Genomic DNA, 16,006 nt, shown 5'->3' with positions numbered 1-16,006 from the left:
AGAGAATAGTTATCGTTCTGTCATCAAGCTAATGCGTTGAAATTCGGGCCGAACTCTTCCGGCCGCGCCCCCCGGAATCGCCAAGACCACGGCGGCCCGAAAAGGGAAGGCTGGTTGTCATATCCGGGGCGGAACCCGTTCCCCCGGCGGCGCGTTGTTTCCCTTTCAGGTCAGGAGGGTGAGATGACCGTCGATGTCAGGACCAGACCGCATCAACTCATTGCGAGCGACCGGGTCGAGGGGACGGCGGTGCGCCGTCCGAATGGCGACATGATCGGCCATATCGAGCGGCTGATGATCGACAAGATCTCGGGCAAGGTGTCATACGCGGTGCTGAGCTTCGGCGGCTTCCTCGGTATCGGAACCAACCTCATTCCGCTGCCGTGGGGCCGGCTGCACTACAACCCGAAGTTCGAGGCCTACGAGCTCGACATCGAGGACGACGAGCTGAAACGCGCGCCGTCGTTCCGCGCCGACAAGGATTTCGATTGGGGCGATCGCTCGCAGGAAGTCGAGCTGCATCGCTTCTACGGCGTGCCGCCCTATTGGGGCGGTTTCTGATTGCGTGGTGATCGGCGCCCACGATCGACGCGTGTCGATTGATGCTGCGTACGGGGGCGAGCGCCGGCTTGTGCAGCGCGGTTCGCCGGGACGACTTAGTGAGCCAAACATCGTCACATCAGGGACTGCGCGTCCGGCGCAGTCGTGAGGCTCAACCGCAGCGTACTTGAGAGGTGACGATCGCTTTCGTCAAGCACCGTAACGCTCCATGCGTTGGAAAGGGGGCGCGCTTGGGCTTGCCGCATCGCTTCCATGGCGTTCCTCTGCATTGGAGCGGCTTTTGGGCGCGCGTTCGGTTAGGAACAGTTGCGAAGGTGACAGGTTCTCCCTGTATCGATTTTACGAGAGGAGAGCCATCAATGTTGGTCAAATCCATCATCGCCGGCTTCGCCGGCACCGCGCTGCTTGCAACCGTCGCCTTTGCGCAGACGCCAACCGACAAGGGCGACAAGATGTCTCCGGGGGCGTCGACCTCGACCACGTCAACCACGTCGCCGTCCTCGTATAAGGGCAACTGGCGCGCGTCCAAGGTCGCCGGCCTCAGCGTGTACAACGATAGCAACGAGAGCGTCGGCTCGATCAACGATCTCTTGATGGACAAGAGCGGTGCCATCAAGGCGGTCGTGATCGGCGTCGGCGGCTTCCTTGGTGTCGGCGAGCATCTGGTTGCGGTTCCGTTCGACAAGGTGAAGTTCGTCAGCGAGCCGATCGCCTACACCGGCGCCTCGAACACCGGCGCCGACAGCACCAGCAAGTCGACGACCACGGGCGCGGCGCCGGCGGCAGCCGCGTCGAAGCCGAATCCCTGGTATCCGGATCACGCCGTGTTCAGTTCGACCAAGGATGAGCTGAAGGCGATGCCTGAGTTCAAGTACTCGACCGACTAACGCACATCGCGTTGCGTGAGAGACAAGCGCGCCCGGTTGCTGCCGGGCGCGCTTCTTGCTGGCGAGGTGGATAAAACCCGAGCCCAGGGTATAAGGATTGGGTCAGGCAAAGACAGTTTTGGATATTGCCTCCACCCTTGGTGTGGTGAGGTCCGCGAAGCGACCCGTTGCCATAATCAAGCCTCAACGAATTCGGCTTAGGTACTCATTCGTCACATGGCTGAAAAACCTGATGAATGAAACGGATCGAGATGGCGGCAATCCCGCGGTAGCCCGGATTCGCGGCCGCTACCCGCAGTACACGCGGCGCCGGTTGGAGCTGTTCGCGGAGCGGCTGCAACAGAAGACTCGTGCCGACCGCGTGCCGGTCACCTCGCTCGAACTCGCCGGTCCCACCGAGCGAATCAGCCTTGGGGAGGCGCTCGATCTCGATTATCGGCCGGTCGCATTGGGCGAGACGCTGGGGCCGCTATGGGCGACTTATTGGGTGCGGGTCGTGGCCGAGGTGCCGGCGGCCTGGGCCGGCTCGCGCGTGGATCTGTATTGGGACAGCCGGTCGGAAGCTCTGCTTTGGCTCGACGGACGCTCGTCGCAGGGGCTGAATCCCGGCCGCCATGTCGCGCCGCTCATTCAGTCGGCGCGCGGTGGGGAGACCGTAGGCTTCCATGTGGAAATTGCCTGCAACGGTCTGTTCGGTGCGTTCTGGAGCGACCCGCAGGCCTACGCGCTGGCGGCGTGCGAGCTGCGCCGCTGCGATCCCGAGGCCTCCGCGTTCTATTTTGATTACGACGTGCTTCGTCAGCTCGAGGCCGATCGGGACCCGACGACAAAGAGCAGGTCATACGGAGCCGTTGGCGAGACAGCGCAGCCGGCGCTGGATCGGACCTGGGCGGGACGCCTGCTGCACGATCTCAACCGTGTCTGCAACATCGCCGATCCCGACGATCGCGCGACATGGCCGGCAGCGCGGGAGATCCTCAACGGCTTGCTGGCGGCGCGCAACGGCACCATTGCCCACGAGATGTCGGCGATCGGCCACGCCCATCTCGACACCGCGTGGCTGTGGCCGCTGGCGGAAACCCGCCGCAAGGCGCAGCGCAGCTTCTCCACGGCCGTCGCGTTGATGGACCGATATCCCGATTTCAAGTTCGCCTGCTCGCAGGCCTATCAATATGCCGTCATCGAGCAGCACGACCCTGATCTGTTCGCACGGATCCGCGCCAAGGCCGAGGCGGGTCAATGGATTCCGGTAGGCGGCAGCTGGATCGAACCGGACTGCAACCTGCCATGGGGCGAGTCGATGTGCCGACAGTTCCTCTATGGTCAGCGCTATTTCGAGCGAACGTTCGGCGCACGCTCCACTGTGTTCTGGAATCCTGACGTGTTCGGCTACGATGCTCAGCTGCCGCAGCTGATGCAGTCGGCGGGGATGTCACGCTTTCTGACCCAGAAGCTGTCTTGGAACAAGTTCACCTCGCCGCCGCATCACAGCTTCCATTGGCGTGGACTGGACGGCAGCACGGTGCTGGCACATTTCCCGCCGGCGGACACCTACAACGGATCGGCGCAGCTTGCGGAGCTCCGCTATCACGCCGCCAACTACAAGGACGCCGATCGATCACCCGATGCGCTCTATCTGTTCGGATATGGCGATGGCGGTGGCGGCGCCGACGAGACGATGCTCGAAACGTTGCAGCGGACCAAGGACCTGCAGGGGCTTCCGCGGATTCAAATCCGTACCGCCGACGAATTCTTCGACCGCCTGGCGATGTCTGCGCAGGATCTGGCGACGATCGAAGGCGAGCTCTATCTCGAATATCACCGCGGCACCTACACCACGCAGGCCGAGACCAAGCGCCTCAACCGCGCCTGCGAGGCTGGCCTTCAGGCACTCGAATTCGTGACCACGGTTGCGAGCGCCTGGCAGCAACCGGCGCCCTCCGCGCAGGAGATCGAAGGGCTGTGGCGTACGCTGCTGGTCAACCAGTTCCACGACATCATCCCCGGCAGCAGCATTCGCGAGGTCTATGAGCGGGCGGAGGTCGAACTCGCCGGGGTGGCGGAGGAAGCCGGGCGCCGCACGCAAGCCCTGCTGGCGGCGCTGTGCGATTCCGAATCGCCGTGCGATTCCGAATCGCCGCGCGATTCCGAAGACGCCGGTTGGACGCCGGTCAACACGCTGGGCCGTGCGCGCGCCGAGATCGCGTCCGATCCCGATGGCGTGCTGCGCCATGTCGTCGCCGCGCCGTTTGCGGCGGGAGAAACCACGACGACCGCTGAAGTTGTTGCCGTCTCCGCCGATCCGGACGGCTTCGTGCTGTCGAATACGCGGCTGAAGGCGCGAATTGACCGCACTGGACTCGTCCGATCGCTGCTGCATGTACCGACCGGCCGCGAGACGTTCGCATCATCGGCGGCGCGCCTGCTGCTGCTCGATGACAGGCCTCTCGACTTCGAGGCATGGGATATCGATCCATTTGCGCTTGAGACCGCGCGCGACGTGACGGGGGAGGTGAGTTGCGAGGTGGTGTCGGATGGCGGGCTGCGCGGCGAGGTGCGCTTCGAGCGCGGGCTCGGACGCGCCAGCCGGCTCTGCCAGGTGATCCGCCTCGATGCCGGCGCGGATCATCTCGAATTCGAAACGACGGTCGATTGGCAGGAGCGCAAGACGACGCTGAAGGTCATGTTCCCCGTGGCCTGCCGGGCATCGAACGTCACCTATGAGACCATGTTCGGCGCAACCGAGCGGCCGACGCATGCCAATACGGATGCCGATGCGGCCAGGTACGAAGTGCCGGGTCATCGCTGGGCCGATATGGCCGAGCCGGATTTCGGCGTGTCATTGTTCAGCGATTGCCGTCATGGCTATTCGGCCTTCGGCAACCAGCTCGCGCTGACGCTGCTGCGCGGCGCAGAGTTGCCTGATCCGCAGGCCGATATCGGGCGTCACCGGATGCGCTATGCGATCTATCCCCATCAAGGCGATTGGCGTGCCGCCGACACGGTCGGGCGCGCCTTGTGTTTTGAGCGTCCGATGCTCTGGACCGGGGGAGGCCGGCCCGCGCCGTTGCGACACTCGTTCCTGACGGCGTCGCCGGCCAACGTGGTCGTCGATACGATCAAGCCCGCTGAGGGCGGCGAAGGCTGGGTGGTGCGGCTCTATGAGAGCGCAGGCGTTCGCGCCGCCGCGATGCTCGATTTCGGCGTCGACATATCGTCGGTGTGGATGAGCAACACGCTGGAAGACCGCATCGAGGCCTTGCCGACGGCAGCGCGGGGCTGTCGTTTGTCGCTGCGTCCGTTCCAGATCGCAACGCTGCGGGTTTTCCAGAAGTGATGCAAGCGCGCCCGGCGATGCCGGGCTCGCCTTGTTATGCCGAGCACGAAATCCGGCTTGCGCAAGCCTGCGCCCGGCTCGTTTTGCGTCGCCGGCGTCACCAGCCCAGTTCACGCAGATAGCTGGCGCGGGCGGCAATACCGGTGTGGGTGAAATCCGTGAAAACCCCATCCACGCCGAGACGGAAAAATTTCAGATATTCCAGGCTGGGATCGCCGCGATAGTCGGCGGCCAGGTATTTCTTCTCGTTCCGGAACGTGAAGACATGCACGAACAGGCCGAGCTTGTGCGCATCGGCAATGACGCTGGTTGCGTCCTGGGTTGTGGCCTCCGCCGTCGATCCCTTGGTGGGCTTGCCGTCGGCGTTGCTGTCCTTCCAGGGTGAGACCTTGAACGGCACGATATAGGCCTTCCACGGACCGATGCCGTCGGCATAGGTCTTGATCTCCGCGAGGCCTTCGGGTGTCAGCATCGCATCGAAGGTGCGGGAGTCACCGGCAACCGTCCAGTCGTACGGACGGGAATTGGCGATGTTGTTGAGCAGGACCTTGCCGGTCTTGAAGTCGACGCCGTTGCCGTCGATGAGCTGGACCTGCCGCGTTTCCAATCCGCGGCTGCGCATATATTTCAGGCTGCCGGGCTCAAAGCTCTGCACGATGATGGGAGCGTCCTTCGCGTTGAGGCCGTTGTCGTTGATGATCTTGATCAGGGCATCCTCGAGCGGGTGGCTGCCGGGCGCGCCGCAGCCGTTGGCGATGGCCTGGGCATTGTTCCAGGTCGGATTCTTGGTTTCGGGATAGACCGCGATCGAACGTCCCGTCGCCTTGCTCTTGGCCTTGGCGATATCGATGATTTCCTGGAAACTGACGATCGGAAACTTGCCGTTGAACAGCTTGGGTCGCTCATTGGCCGCATCATAGGTGGTGCCGGCGATCCAGGTCTTCAGCTCGGCCATGGTGAAATCCGTGATCGACCAATCATTGGTATGGTCGTCGCCGTCGACGATCAGCGCTTTCAGCACCGATTTTGGGTCGGCCGGATCAACGAGGTCGGTGGGGTATGCAGCCGGCCCGCCGGCGGGAGTTTGCGCCCATTTCACCTTGACGAGAACGCCCGGCACCGTGCGCTTGCGGGCCGCAACCGCGGCATTGGTCTTCGCCACCTCGGCAACGTTGGTGTTGTCGCTCAGCCAAGGATTGTGACGTGCCACCAGCACGCAATCCTTGGTCAGGTGCAGGTCCTCTTCGAGCGCGTCCGTTCCGAGATCGGCGGCCAGCTCGTACGATGCCTCGGTCTCCTCGGGCACCAGGCCCGGCACGCCGCGATGCCCTATCACAAGTGGCTGCTTTCCGTCGACGGTCAGGAAGGGCTTGGCGCCGGCCGGCGCCGAGCCGGTTTGCGCTGATGCCATCGACGGCAGGTGGACCGCCAAGGCCGCCGCACCGAGCAGCATCGCTGCAACATGTCCCTTCCGTCGTGAACGAATGTGCTTCACGGTCAAGCCTCCCTCTCTTGTGTCGTATCGGGCCGAATGCCCGGAAGCGTCGATCCGAAAAAGGCCGACGCTGTTGTCTTCTTGTCGCAATCTGCTGACAGTCGGATGACCGTTAGGCGGAGCGGGCCGACAAAAGCCTCCAAGATGCCCCGGGGCGGCGACCGAGCGTCGCGCCCTTTAATGTTCGATCTGGACGGTCATGCCGGGCTCGAGACCAGCTGTGGCCTCAGGGTCGAGGCGCAGACGCAGCGTATTGCGATCATGATCGCCGATCACGCGCTCGGCCTGCCAGGTGGCGAAGACCCCAAGCGGCCGCAGCTCGCTGACCTGCGCCTTGGTCGCGCCGCCCGCCGCATTCCGTATCACGTTCACGGTCTTTCCGATGGCAAGACCGTTGAGATGGTCCTCGCGTACGTTGAACGAGAGCCATTGCTTGCCGGCGGCCTCGATCGCGAGAATCGGCTGACCTGCGCGAATGTTCTCGCCTACCTCCGCGGCAACGACGCTGACCATGCCGTCGACCGGCGCACGCAGGACCATCTTGTCGAGCCGGCGCTCGAGCACCGTGACGGCGGCCGCGGCGGCCTGCACCTGCGCGTCGGCGATGGCCCGTTCCTCCTTGGTCGGACCCGCCACCGCGGCGTCGTAGTTCGCCTGGGCCGCCGCCTCGCCGGCGCGTGCCGCGGCGACGTCATTCTCGGCCTGATCCAGTGCCTGCTGTGTTTCAAAGCTCTGGCTCGCCAATGTGCTGATCCTCTTGAGCTGGGTCTCCACATATTCGAGGCGCGAGTTGGCCTTGGAGATTGCCGCCTTCAGCGAATCGACCTGCTCGCGGCGAACGCCGGCATAGACATTGTTGCGGCTCGCCACCGCGGAGGCGAGCGCAGCCCGCGCCTGGTCGGCCTGCGCGGTCAGTTCAACTGCGGAGAGCCTGGCGAGGACATCGCCGGCGCGTACCTGGGCACCTTTCCCCACTGCGATCGACAGCAGCTGGCCGTTCACTTCCGGCTCGATCCGGACCTCGGTCGACCGTACGACGCCGACGATCGCGGGCGCCGACCTGGCGCGGTTCTCGGAATAGATCAGCGCGCCCGCGACGAGCACCAGCGGAACCGCAATCATGGCGATGCGCCTAGCCTTGGGCATATTCTTGGGCATGTTGCCGTCCTCCCTTGAGCAGCAGCGCGGAGACGACGGCAAGTGCGAAATAGCCGATTGCAAGACACCACAGCCAGAGCCAGTCGTGTCCGACCTCCCAGATGCTGGCGCCCAGCTGGTTGATGCGCACGATCCCATCGATGGCGGAGTCGGCCGGAAACAGCCGTCCCAGTGCGGTGGCTGCGGCGGGAATTGCCTCGCGCGGCCATGCGAAACCGGCGGTGAAGAACTGCGGCAGGCTGGTGGCCAGCAGCAGGATGGTGGCGTTTTCCGGTCGCGTGAACCAGGCGCCGATCGCCTGTCCCAGGAAGCTCGTCGCCAGTACGAAGACGGTCGCGAGCGCGAAGAGCTGCGGCAAATGCCCGAGCGCCGAAAAACCATAGACGCGCGGCAGCACGATCAGGTAGAGCGCGAGCGCCGGCAAATAGATGGTCAGATGAGCAATGCCGCGCCCGAACACGCCCGCGAATGCGCCGCCGGGACTCGCCAGCGCCGTGCCGGTCAACATCGCCGCTCCGATCAGGAGCGTCTGTTGCAGGATCAGGATGAACGCCGCCGGGACGATGTAGCTCGCATAGCCGCCGACCGGATTGAAGATCGGCTGCAGCAGCAGGTTGGCCGGGCTGAGGCTCGCCAGCTTCGCCTTGACGAGACTTCCGTCGGAGCGGCCACCCCGCGAAACCAGCTCCGACGTTAATGTGCCGATCGCGGTTGCGACGCTGCTTGCGGTCGATCTGAAGACGAACAGGTAGGTGGCGTCGGCGTAGACCGGAATATGAGCGGTAACTCCCTTCAGCACGTCGCGCTCCGCGCCGGGCGGAATCTGGACCGCGGCAAACGCATCGCCGCGATCGATCGCGGTGCGCGCCTCCGCAAGCGTGCGGGCGCGAACTGTCACGCTCAATGTGCCGCTGGCATCGAGCGTCTCGACGATCTGCCGGGAGAGATCGCTCAGATCATCGTCGACGACCGCGATCGGAAGCTTGCGCAGGATCTGGTTCAGATAGGGTTGCGGATAGTAGATGCCGTAGATCAGGGGAGCCAGGAACAGCAGGGTGAAGGCGCTGCGGGTTCCGAGCACGCGCCGCCACTCCGCCATGAAGGCGCCGCCGATGCCCGGCGGTGTCCGCTCGCTGACCGGCGGATCGGCAGGCCGCGCGATCTCGAACCAGCCCCTGCGCGTGAGGCTTGCCATGCGCAGCCATGCGAGGCCGGCAAACAGCAGTGTGAGGCCGGCGAGCGCGGCGAAGGGAATCGCGGATTCCGATACCGGCAGTCCGCGCGCCGCCTGGCCCATCAGCACCGCCATGTACCAGCGCAGCGGCAGGATCGCGCTCCAGACCTGCGCAAACGTATTCATGCCGATGGTCGGAAAGCCGACGCCGGCATAACCGAACGCGGGGGAGGCGATCAGGCCGGCAAGTCCCAACCCCGTTGCGAGGTCGCCGACCAGAAGCTGCAAGAGCGCGCCGATCGACAGATAGGCGATGATCAGGAGTGAACCGGCGGCGATCATCAGCAGCGCGTCGCCCTTGAAGGGTATCTGCAGGACGCCCTGCAGCACGAACGTCTGTGCCAGCATGATCACGACGAAGATGCAGAACAGCGGCGCCAGCTTGCCGGCCAGTGCGGCGACCGGATCGCCGCCGGCGCTTGCGAGCCACTCGCGGGCGTTGCGGCGGCGGAATTCGGAGCCGACCGAATAGCCCGCGGCGAGCGTGATCACGACATGGATGATGGTCGGCAGCAGCGCGCGCAACAGGAATTGCGCGTAGTTCTTCTGCGGGTTGACCAATGCAATGGTCTCCGCGCTCAGCGTGCCCATGGAGGCCGGCGCCGGTGCCGCGCGCTTGGCCGGAGCGGCCGTGTTCGCCGCGGCAGTCAGTGCATCGTTCAGCCCCGAGGACGCGATGCCGGCCGCCGTCAGGAATTGCTGGTTGTAGAAGCCGACGACCTGCGGGCGGCGATCGGCCTTCAGGTCGCGCTCGAAATTCGGCGGAACAAAGATCGCCGAAATCGCCCTGCCGGACCGGATGTCCTGCACGGCGGCCGACAGCGAACCGGGGTCGTCCACGATTTTCAGGCTTGGGGACGCCGCGACACGCTGCGCCAGCGCGCGCGAGGCATCCGACTTGTCGGCGTCGACGATCGTCACGCCGAGCCCGCGGATCACCGGCTGGCTGAACACGGTGGTGAGCACCACGAACGCGAACAAGGGAACGCCGAAGATCAGGAGCAGCGCAACGCGATCGCCGAACAGCCACTGGAACTCGCGCTGCGCGACCAGCCAAAATCCGGGCTTCGACGCCAGCCTCATTGGCGCGACCGCCAGTCGAGATAGGCGCTCATTCCCGGCCGTAGTTCGGGCACCGGCTGAACCGGGTAGGCGCGGATCGAGAATGTCCGTAAGTCGAAATCGCCGGTGGCGCGCGTGGCGCGCCAGCTCGCATATTCGCCCTTGGTTGCGATCAGCTTGACCTCGACCGTGACATGACGGTCGTCGAGCGCCGGAATGCGGACGTCGAACTTGTCGCCGACCTTCAGACCCTTGACCAGATCCTCGCGCAGGTCGAAGTGGACCCACAGATCGGCCAGATCGATCAGGGTCACCAGCGGCACGCCCGGCGAGACATATTCGCCCGGCTCGACATTGCGCTGATAGATCTGCGAGGCGACCGGGGCGTAGACCGCGAGCTGATCGATGATCGACTGGACACTCTGAATGTCCGCTTCGGACTTCTCGACATTGGCCTTGGCGATCGCGCGCTCTTCCTTGGTGTAGCCGTTGACCGCCTGCTCATAGGCGGACTTGGCCTGATCGAGCCCGCGTTCGGCCTCGTGCAGCGCGTCGGTGGTCTGGTCGAGGCGGGCTTGCGGAGCGTTGCCCTGCTCGGTCAAGGTCTTGGCTCGATCAAACGTCTTCTGCGCCAGCACCAGCGCGGCTTCGGCGCGCTCCATCTCCGCCTTGCGCGCAGCGACGGTTTCGACGCGCGTTCCGACCATCACGTTGGCGAGTTGCGCTTCGGCGACGACCTTGGCCGCCTTCATTTGCTCTTGCTTCGCCAGTGTTTCGGGATTGTCGATCCGCACCAGCACCGCGCCCGTAGCGACGTCTTGACCGCGTTCGACAGGGATTTCCTTCACCCGGCCGTCGACGCGCGCGGCGATGTCGAGCCGCGTCGCATCGACCTCGCCCTGCACGAGCAGCGGCTCCGGCCGCAGCAGGTAGTACGCGGACAGCCCGGCGACGACCGCTGCAACGATGCCGACGATGATGGCCGGTGTGCGTGTTGCAGCGGGCGCATTCTGCTGGCGCGCGGCTTGTGGCGGTTCCGACGTGCTTCGGTTCTCGTTACCTGAAGGTGACCCGTCCATAGCTGACCCCACATTGGCTCATGACCAGGATAGTCGTTCACTATGGCGTGGATGTTAAACCCTGCCAACCTCGGCCGCGTGTCCGATCTTGCTCGAATTTGACCGGTTCGAAAGCACGCGCATCCGGCGCTGCCGAGGCCATCTCGTTCCGATGTTTCGCATCGGTCTGCACATGCGATCGCCAGCGCGCCGGCTGACGCGACCCGGGCGTCGGCCGCGCTGTGCGAACAGGCCGGCCTTGCCGGCCGGGCATGGCATCGCGGATCACACGGACATTTGAAGCCCTGCGCCCGAATAAATCGCATCCGATTAAATCGGGATACTTGAAGACCGGTCGTGCTGTGACTTTATCAGGCGCGAGCGAATTAATCGTATGCGATGTAAATCGCCGGAGCGTTACCATGACTACAAGGATTATGACTACAAGGATTTCCCCACGTCGCCGGAACGTTCAAAACCATCGCGCTGGCTGCGGCGCTGTCGGCCATCACGGCGACGGCGGCCTCGGCCCAGGCCGCGATCTCCGAGCCGGCCGCTTACCAGGCGCTCTATCCCTATCGCGACGTGCTCAACAACGGGGCGCCGACGCCGGCGGCGAGGCTGGTGCTGGAGCCGCCGGCGGTGCTGCAGGCGCTTCAGGCCCAGGAGAGCGGCATCGGCATCGTTCATGTGCCGCGCCACCGTTCACGTCGTGTCGGCCGATAGAGCCAGTGCTTCCAAAAACGGAGGAGATCGATTGCGCGATCCGGGTGATCGCGTGGTCGAAGTTGTACACGGTGCTGGCGCGCCACCCTGCACGCTGATTGGTGCGGCGCATCCTATCAGCCCGGAAATCCCGATGTTAGGTTGATCGCGGCAGGAGCGTTTGCGTCCTGCGTGACAACAACGGGAGGACGACATGGCTGAGAGCGTCTACAAGGTTATCGAGCTGATCGGTACCAGCAAGGACTCCTGGGAAAAGGCGGCCGCGGCGGCGGTCAGCAGGGCCGGAGAGTCCCTGCGCGATTTGCGGGTCGCCGAGGTCGTTGAGCTCGATCTGCAACTGGACGCCGCGGGCAAGGTCGAAGCTTACCGTGCCAAGTTGAAAGTCTCATTCAAGTTCGAAGGTTCGTAAGCGCGCGCAAAGCCGCCCCCACGAATTCGCGATGGCGCCTAGAGCAATTTCGATTCTGATCGAACCAGAACCGAAGCTCTAGTTTGTGCTTTGATGCGCGTTTTCTTCACGCGAATCGCTGTCCATTTCGCTCGAAAACGCTCTAAGGCGCGACCAAGTGGGAGTCAGATTGACCGGTCTGGCGACAGCTTCGATGCACCCCTCCCGCTTGCGGGAGAGGTGCATCGAAGGATGCGACGCGGGCGAGGGGTCTCTCCCCACGAAGAGCGCGACACGTGGCGAACGGGGCTAGTTCGACTTCACCAAGGGGCAGCCGCCCTTGTCGAGTGGGCGGAAGGCTTCGTCGCCGGGCACGGTGGCGATCAGCTTGTAGAGATCCCACTCGCCCTTGGATTCCTCGGGCTTCTTGGTCTCGAACAGGTACATGTCGTGCACCATGCGGCCGTCGATGCGGATATGGCCGTTCTTGGCGAAGAAGTCGTTGACCGGCGTCTTGCGCATCTGCTCCATCACCTTCGGCGCCTCGTCGGTGCCGATGGCCTCGATCGCCTTCAGGTAATGCATGGTTGCCGAATAGAGGCCGGCCTGAATCATGGTCGGCATGTGGCCGACCTTCTCGTTGAAGCGCTTCGAGAAGGCGCGGGTCTCGTCGTTCATGTCCCAGTAGAACGCGTCGGTGACGATCAGGCCCTGTGTCGCCTTCAGGCCCAGTGCATGGGTGTCGGTGATTTCCATCAGCAGCGCGATCAGTTTCTGGCCGCCCTGGGTCAGGCCGAACTCGGCGGCCTGCTTCAGCGCGTTGGTGGTGTCACCGCCGGCATCCGCCAGCGCCACGACCTTGGCCTTGGAGGCTTGTGCCTGCAGCAGGAAGGACGAGAAGTCCGACGAGTTGAGGGGGTGACGCACGTCGCCGAGCACCTTGCCGCCGGTCTCCTTGACGACGTTGGCGGCGTCGCGCTCCAGCGCCATGCCGAAGGCGTAGTCGGCGGTGACGAAGAACCAGGTGTCGTCGCCGCGCTTGACCATCGCCTTGCCGGCCACGTTCGACAGCGCGTAGGTGTCGTAGGTCCAATGGACGGTGTTGGGCGAGCAGGCGGTGCCGGTGATGTCGGATGAGCCGCCGCCGGAGTTGATGTTGATCTTGTTCTTCTCGCGCGTCAGCGCCGAGATCGGCAGCGCGACCGACGAGGTGGGCACGTCGAGGATCGCGTCGACCTTGTCGTTGTCGTACCAGTTGCGCGCGATGCTGACGCCGACGTCAGGCTTGTTCTGGTGATCGGCCACGACGACCTGGATCGGCTTGCCCTTGACCTTGCCGCCGTAATCGGCGACCGCCATCTCGACGGCGGCGACCGAGCCCTTGCCGGTGGCGTCCGCATAGAGGCTCGACATGTCGGTGAGCACGCCGAGCTTGACGACGTCGTCGGAGATCTGGGCGGTGGCTGCGGTGCCGGAGGCCGCAAGCGCGAGGCCGGCCGCCGCTGCGGCCAAGAGCGATTTCATCGTGTTCTCTCCCTGATTATTGCTTTGGGGGTTGCTTCCACGGGGCACCTTCTATCCGGTGCGGCAAGGTGTCGCAAAGACGACTTTTTGGGCATGGCGCCCCGTGGATCGACGATCCGCAGCCGCAATCGCAGACACCGGCCCGGTTCTCCTGTACAGAGCTGATCGAGAGCGCGGCGCGAACAGCCCTCTTACGTCGGGTATCCCCGAACCATCAGTATTTTTCGATGCAGACGAGCAGCCGTTGGAACGTCCCCGTCTACCTGCCGCTGCTTGCGGTCCAGATCGTCGGCGTCGTTGTTTTCGTCTGTCAGCAATTGCCCGAATTCGGGCAGGTGGTCGTGAGCCCGGGACGACAACTCCCGCATGACGATGCTGCTGACCTCATGACGCTCGGCATCCTCTGCATTATGCAGATTGCGTTCTGGTACCGGTTGCGCCGCGTCCCGATTCCGTTTCGGCGTCCGAACATGATGCTGTATCATGTGTTGCTGTTTTTCGGCCGCCTCAGCTTTGTGTTTGGCAGCGCTCTGTTCTCCGTCATTGTGTTCAGGCACCTTCCGGAGTTGGGGCGGGACATCGACCTTCCGCTGGTGGTCCGCCGGGGAATACTGCTGATCGGATGTCTGTTCGCGCTGTTTTGCGCCAGCCTTGAAGTGGAGCGGCTGGGCCAGGCCTTCGACGGCAATCGGAATTGAGCCTTCGCGCGAACGGTCGTGTGCACGACTGGCCTTGATGCGTTGCACCAGACGCGTTGCACCAGACACTTGAGGCAACCCTGGGCTTGCCAAGCTCCAGCGTTGTGCAAGGATGGAACTCTCGGCCGACGCCGGCGTCGGCCCAATTTCACCGCCTCTGCCTTTTGGGATGGAGCAGCCAGTGAGCGACTCACTTCATCCAAGTGCGCCACATCACCTGCCAGGCTTCATCACGGCTCCGGGCGATACCGATGTCTTGATGGTGATGGTCGGCATCTTGCTGATTGCCGCAGTCCTGGTGGTCGGCAATCTCTATCTGCATTTGCATACGCTGCCCGAACGGATGGCGCACAAGTCGCAAAAGCTGCAATTCGAGATCGTGGCGGTGTTGGGCCTGTTGGCGCTGTTCACCCATGTCCACTTATTCTGGGTCGCCGGCCTGCTGCTGGCGATGGTCGATCTGCCGGACTTCAGCACGCCACTGCGCCGGATCGCGGGATCGGTCGAGAAGATGGCCGGCGTTCCGCCCCCGGACGATCCGACCGAGGCACCGCACCAAGCTGCCGCTCCCGCCGCCCCAACCGATGACGCGTCCAACATCGGCGCCGCCAAGAATGGGGCGCAGGGCCATGCTTGAGGTGCTGCTTTGTTCGCTGGTGACGATCTTTCCGGATTATCTCTATCGCCGCTATCGGCAGGGAAAACGGTTCGGCCATGAGATCACGCTCTACTCGGTGTGGTTCGAACTGAGATGGGGCATCGTGACCTGTCTCATGCTGACGGTCGCTTTGATCACGATGATCTTCTACTTTCATCCGTCGACCACGTCGGCGACGTTGTACTATCGCACTATTCCGATTGTGCCCGAAGTCGCCGGCCGGGTCGCGGAGGTTCACGTCGATGTCAGCGCGGCCGTCAAGCAAGGTGACGTGCTTTTCAGACTCGACAGCGCCAAGCAGGAAGCAGCGCTGCTGACAGCCAGGCGCAAGATCGCCGAAGTCGATGCCGCCATGCTGGCGGCGGACGCCGATATCCTGAAGGCGGAAGGCCAGCTTCAGGAGGCGAAAGGCGCGCTGCAGCAGGCAACGGACGAACTCGACACCAAACGCGAATTGCAGAAGCGCAACCCCGGCATCGTTCCGCAACGCGACATCGAAAAGCTCGAAGTGGCCGCCGCGGGTCGCCAGGGCACTCTCGACGCTGCGACCGCGTCCAAGCAATCCGCGGCGACGCGACTGAGCGCTCTGTTGCCGGCGGAGAAGGCAAGCGCAGAAGCGGCGCTGGCCGAAGCGCAGGTCGATCTGGACAAGACCTTCATTCGCGCCGGTGTCGACGGGCGGGTCGAGCAGTTCGGACTGAGGCCGGGAGATATCGTCAATCCAATGATACGGTCGGCCGGTGTTCTGATTCCGGAGGGTGCGGGACGGCGTGCCCTGATGGCCGGGTTTGGTCAGATCGAGGCTCAGGTCATGAAGGTCGGAATGGTGGCCGAGGCCACCTGCATTTCCAAGCCGTGGACGATCATTCCGATGGTGGTGACCAATGTGCAGGACTATATCGCGGCGGGCCAGTTCAGGGGCGGCGAACAACTGATCGAGGCTCAGCAGGTGGCGCGTCCAGGCACCATTCTTGTTTTCATGGAGCCGATCTACAAGGGCGGACTGGAGGGCGTGACGCCCGGCAGCAGTTGCGTCGCTAACGCCTACACCAGCAACCACGAACTGATCTCGTCAGGGAAACTCGGTTCATTCAAGAGCTTCGGGTTGCATGTCGTCGATGCCGTCGGGCTTGTGCACGCGATGCTGTTGCGGATTCAGGCCCTGCTGCTTCCGATCAAGACGTTGGTGCTGAGCGGGCACTAAAATCCCGTCCAGACGC

12 protein-coding genes are annotated in these 16,006 nt (G+C 63.9%); 7 read left to right on the top strand and 5 right to left on the bottom strand.

The features are described from left to right. The first annotated feature begins 183 nt into the window (after positions 1-183). From ABIB78_RS08845 to ABIB78_RS08835, 3 genes are all read left to right on the top strand, one after another. Entirely contained in the window at positions 184-561 is a 378-nt protein-coding gene (locus ABIB78_RS08845; protein WP_429023716.1) for a PRC-barrel domain-containing protein, read from the top strand. Between the two features lie 359 nt (positions 562-920). After that, positions 921-1,448, top strand: coding sequence for a PRC-barrel domain-containing protein (locus ABIB78_RS08840; RefSeq protein WP_429023714.1), 528 nt, complete (start codon positions 921-923; stop codon positions 1,446-1,448). 232 nt (positions 1,449-1,680) lie between these two features. Continuing rightward, positions 1,681-4,785, top strand: a complete 3,105-nt coding sequence (locus ABIB78_RS08835; protein WP_429023712.1) for an alpha-mannosidase — start codon at positions 1,681-1,683, stop codon at positions 4,783-4,785. Between the two features lie 97 nt (positions 4,786-4,882). Here the strand turns inward: ABIB78_RS08835 and ABIB78_RS08830 are convergent, their stop codons facing one another. The 4 genes from ABIB78_RS08830 to ABIB78_RS08815 form a co-directional block, all read right to left on the bottom strand. Then, positions 4,883-6,280 (bottom strand): glycerophosphodiester phosphodiesterase family protein, encoded by a 1,398-nt coding sequence (locus tag ABIB78_RS08830; RefSeq protein ID WP_429023710.1) that lies wholly within the window; start codon positions 6,278-6,280, stop codon positions 4,883-4,885. 177 nt (positions 6,281-6,457) lie between these two features. Beyond that, positions 6,458-7,438 (bottom strand): HlyD family secretion protein, encoded by a 981-nt coding sequence (locus tag ABIB78_RS08825; protein ID WP_429023708.1) that lies wholly within the window; start codon positions 7,436-7,438, stop codon positions 6,458-6,460. Then, positions 7,413-9,755 (bottom strand): ABC transporter permease, encoded by a 2,343-nt coding sequence (locus ABIB78_RS08820; protein ID WP_429023706.1) that lies wholly within the window; start codon positions 9,753-9,755, stop codon positions 7,413-7,415. Before ABIB78_RS08820 ends, ABIB78_RS08825 begins: the two co-directional genes overlap by 26 nt. Beyond that, positions 9,752-10,813, bottom strand: coding sequence for an HlyD family secretion protein (locus tag ABIB78_RS08815; RefSeq protein WP_429023704.1), 1,062 nt, complete (start codon positions 10,811-10,813; stop codon positions 9,752-9,754). Before ABIB78_RS08815 ends, ABIB78_RS08820 begins: the two co-directional genes overlap by 4 nt. An 898-nt stretch (positions 10,814-11,711) precedes the next feature. Between ABIB78_RS08815 and ABIB78_RS08810 the strand changes: the two genes are divergently transcribed. After that, positions 11,712-11,927, top strand: a complete 216-nt coding sequence (locus ABIB78_RS08810; RefSeq protein WP_076865646.1) for a dodecin family protein — start codon at positions 11,712-11,714, stop codon at positions 11,925-11,927. 288 nt (positions 11,928-12,215) lie between these two features. Here ABIB78_RS08810 and ABIB78_RS08805 read toward each other — a convergent pair whose 3' ends face one another. Further along, entirely contained in the window at positions 12,216-13,430 is a 1,215-nt protein-coding gene (locus ABIB78_RS08805; RefSeq protein ID WP_429023702.1) for an ABC transporter substrate-binding protein, read from the bottom strand. 68 nt (positions 13,431-13,498) lie between these two features. On the opposite strand from ABIB78_RS08805, the gene ABIB78_RS08800 reads away from it, so the two are divergent. The 3 genes from ABIB78_RS08800 to ABIB78_RS08790 all read left to right on the top strand — a co-directional run bounded on the left by ABIB78_RS08800 (position 13,499) and on the right by ABIB78_RS08790 (position 15,990). After that, complete coding sequence (locus tag ABIB78_RS08800; RefSeq protein ID WP_429023700.1) at positions 13,499-14,128, top strand: hypothetical protein; 630 nt, start codon at positions 13,499-13,501, stop codon at positions 14,126-14,128. Between the two features lie 181 nt (positions 14,129-14,309). Beyond that, complete coding sequence (locus tag ABIB78_RS08795; protein WP_429023698.1) at positions 14,310-14,765, top strand: hypothetical protein; 456 nt, start codon at positions 14,310-14,312, stop codon at positions 14,763-14,765. Further along, a complete protein-coding gene (locus ABIB78_RS08790; RefSeq protein ID WP_429023696.1) occupies positions 14,758-15,990 on the top strand; it encodes an HlyD family secretion protein in 1,233 nt (410 codons plus the stop codon). Before ABIB78_RS08795 ends, ABIB78_RS08790 begins: the two co-directional genes overlap by 8 nt. The last annotated feature ends 16 nt before the right edge of the window (positions 15,991-16,006 follow it).

Origin of the sequence: Bradyrhizobium sp. I1.14.4, from assembly GCF_050435825.1 — a bacterium.
Classification (GTDB): domain Bacteria; phylum Pseudomonadota; class Alphaproteobacteria; order Rhizobiales; family Xanthobacteraceae; genus Bradyrhizobium.
The sequence above is the reverse complement of the archived record's forward strand: the minus strand, read 5'-3'. Positions and strand labels throughout refer to the sequence as shown.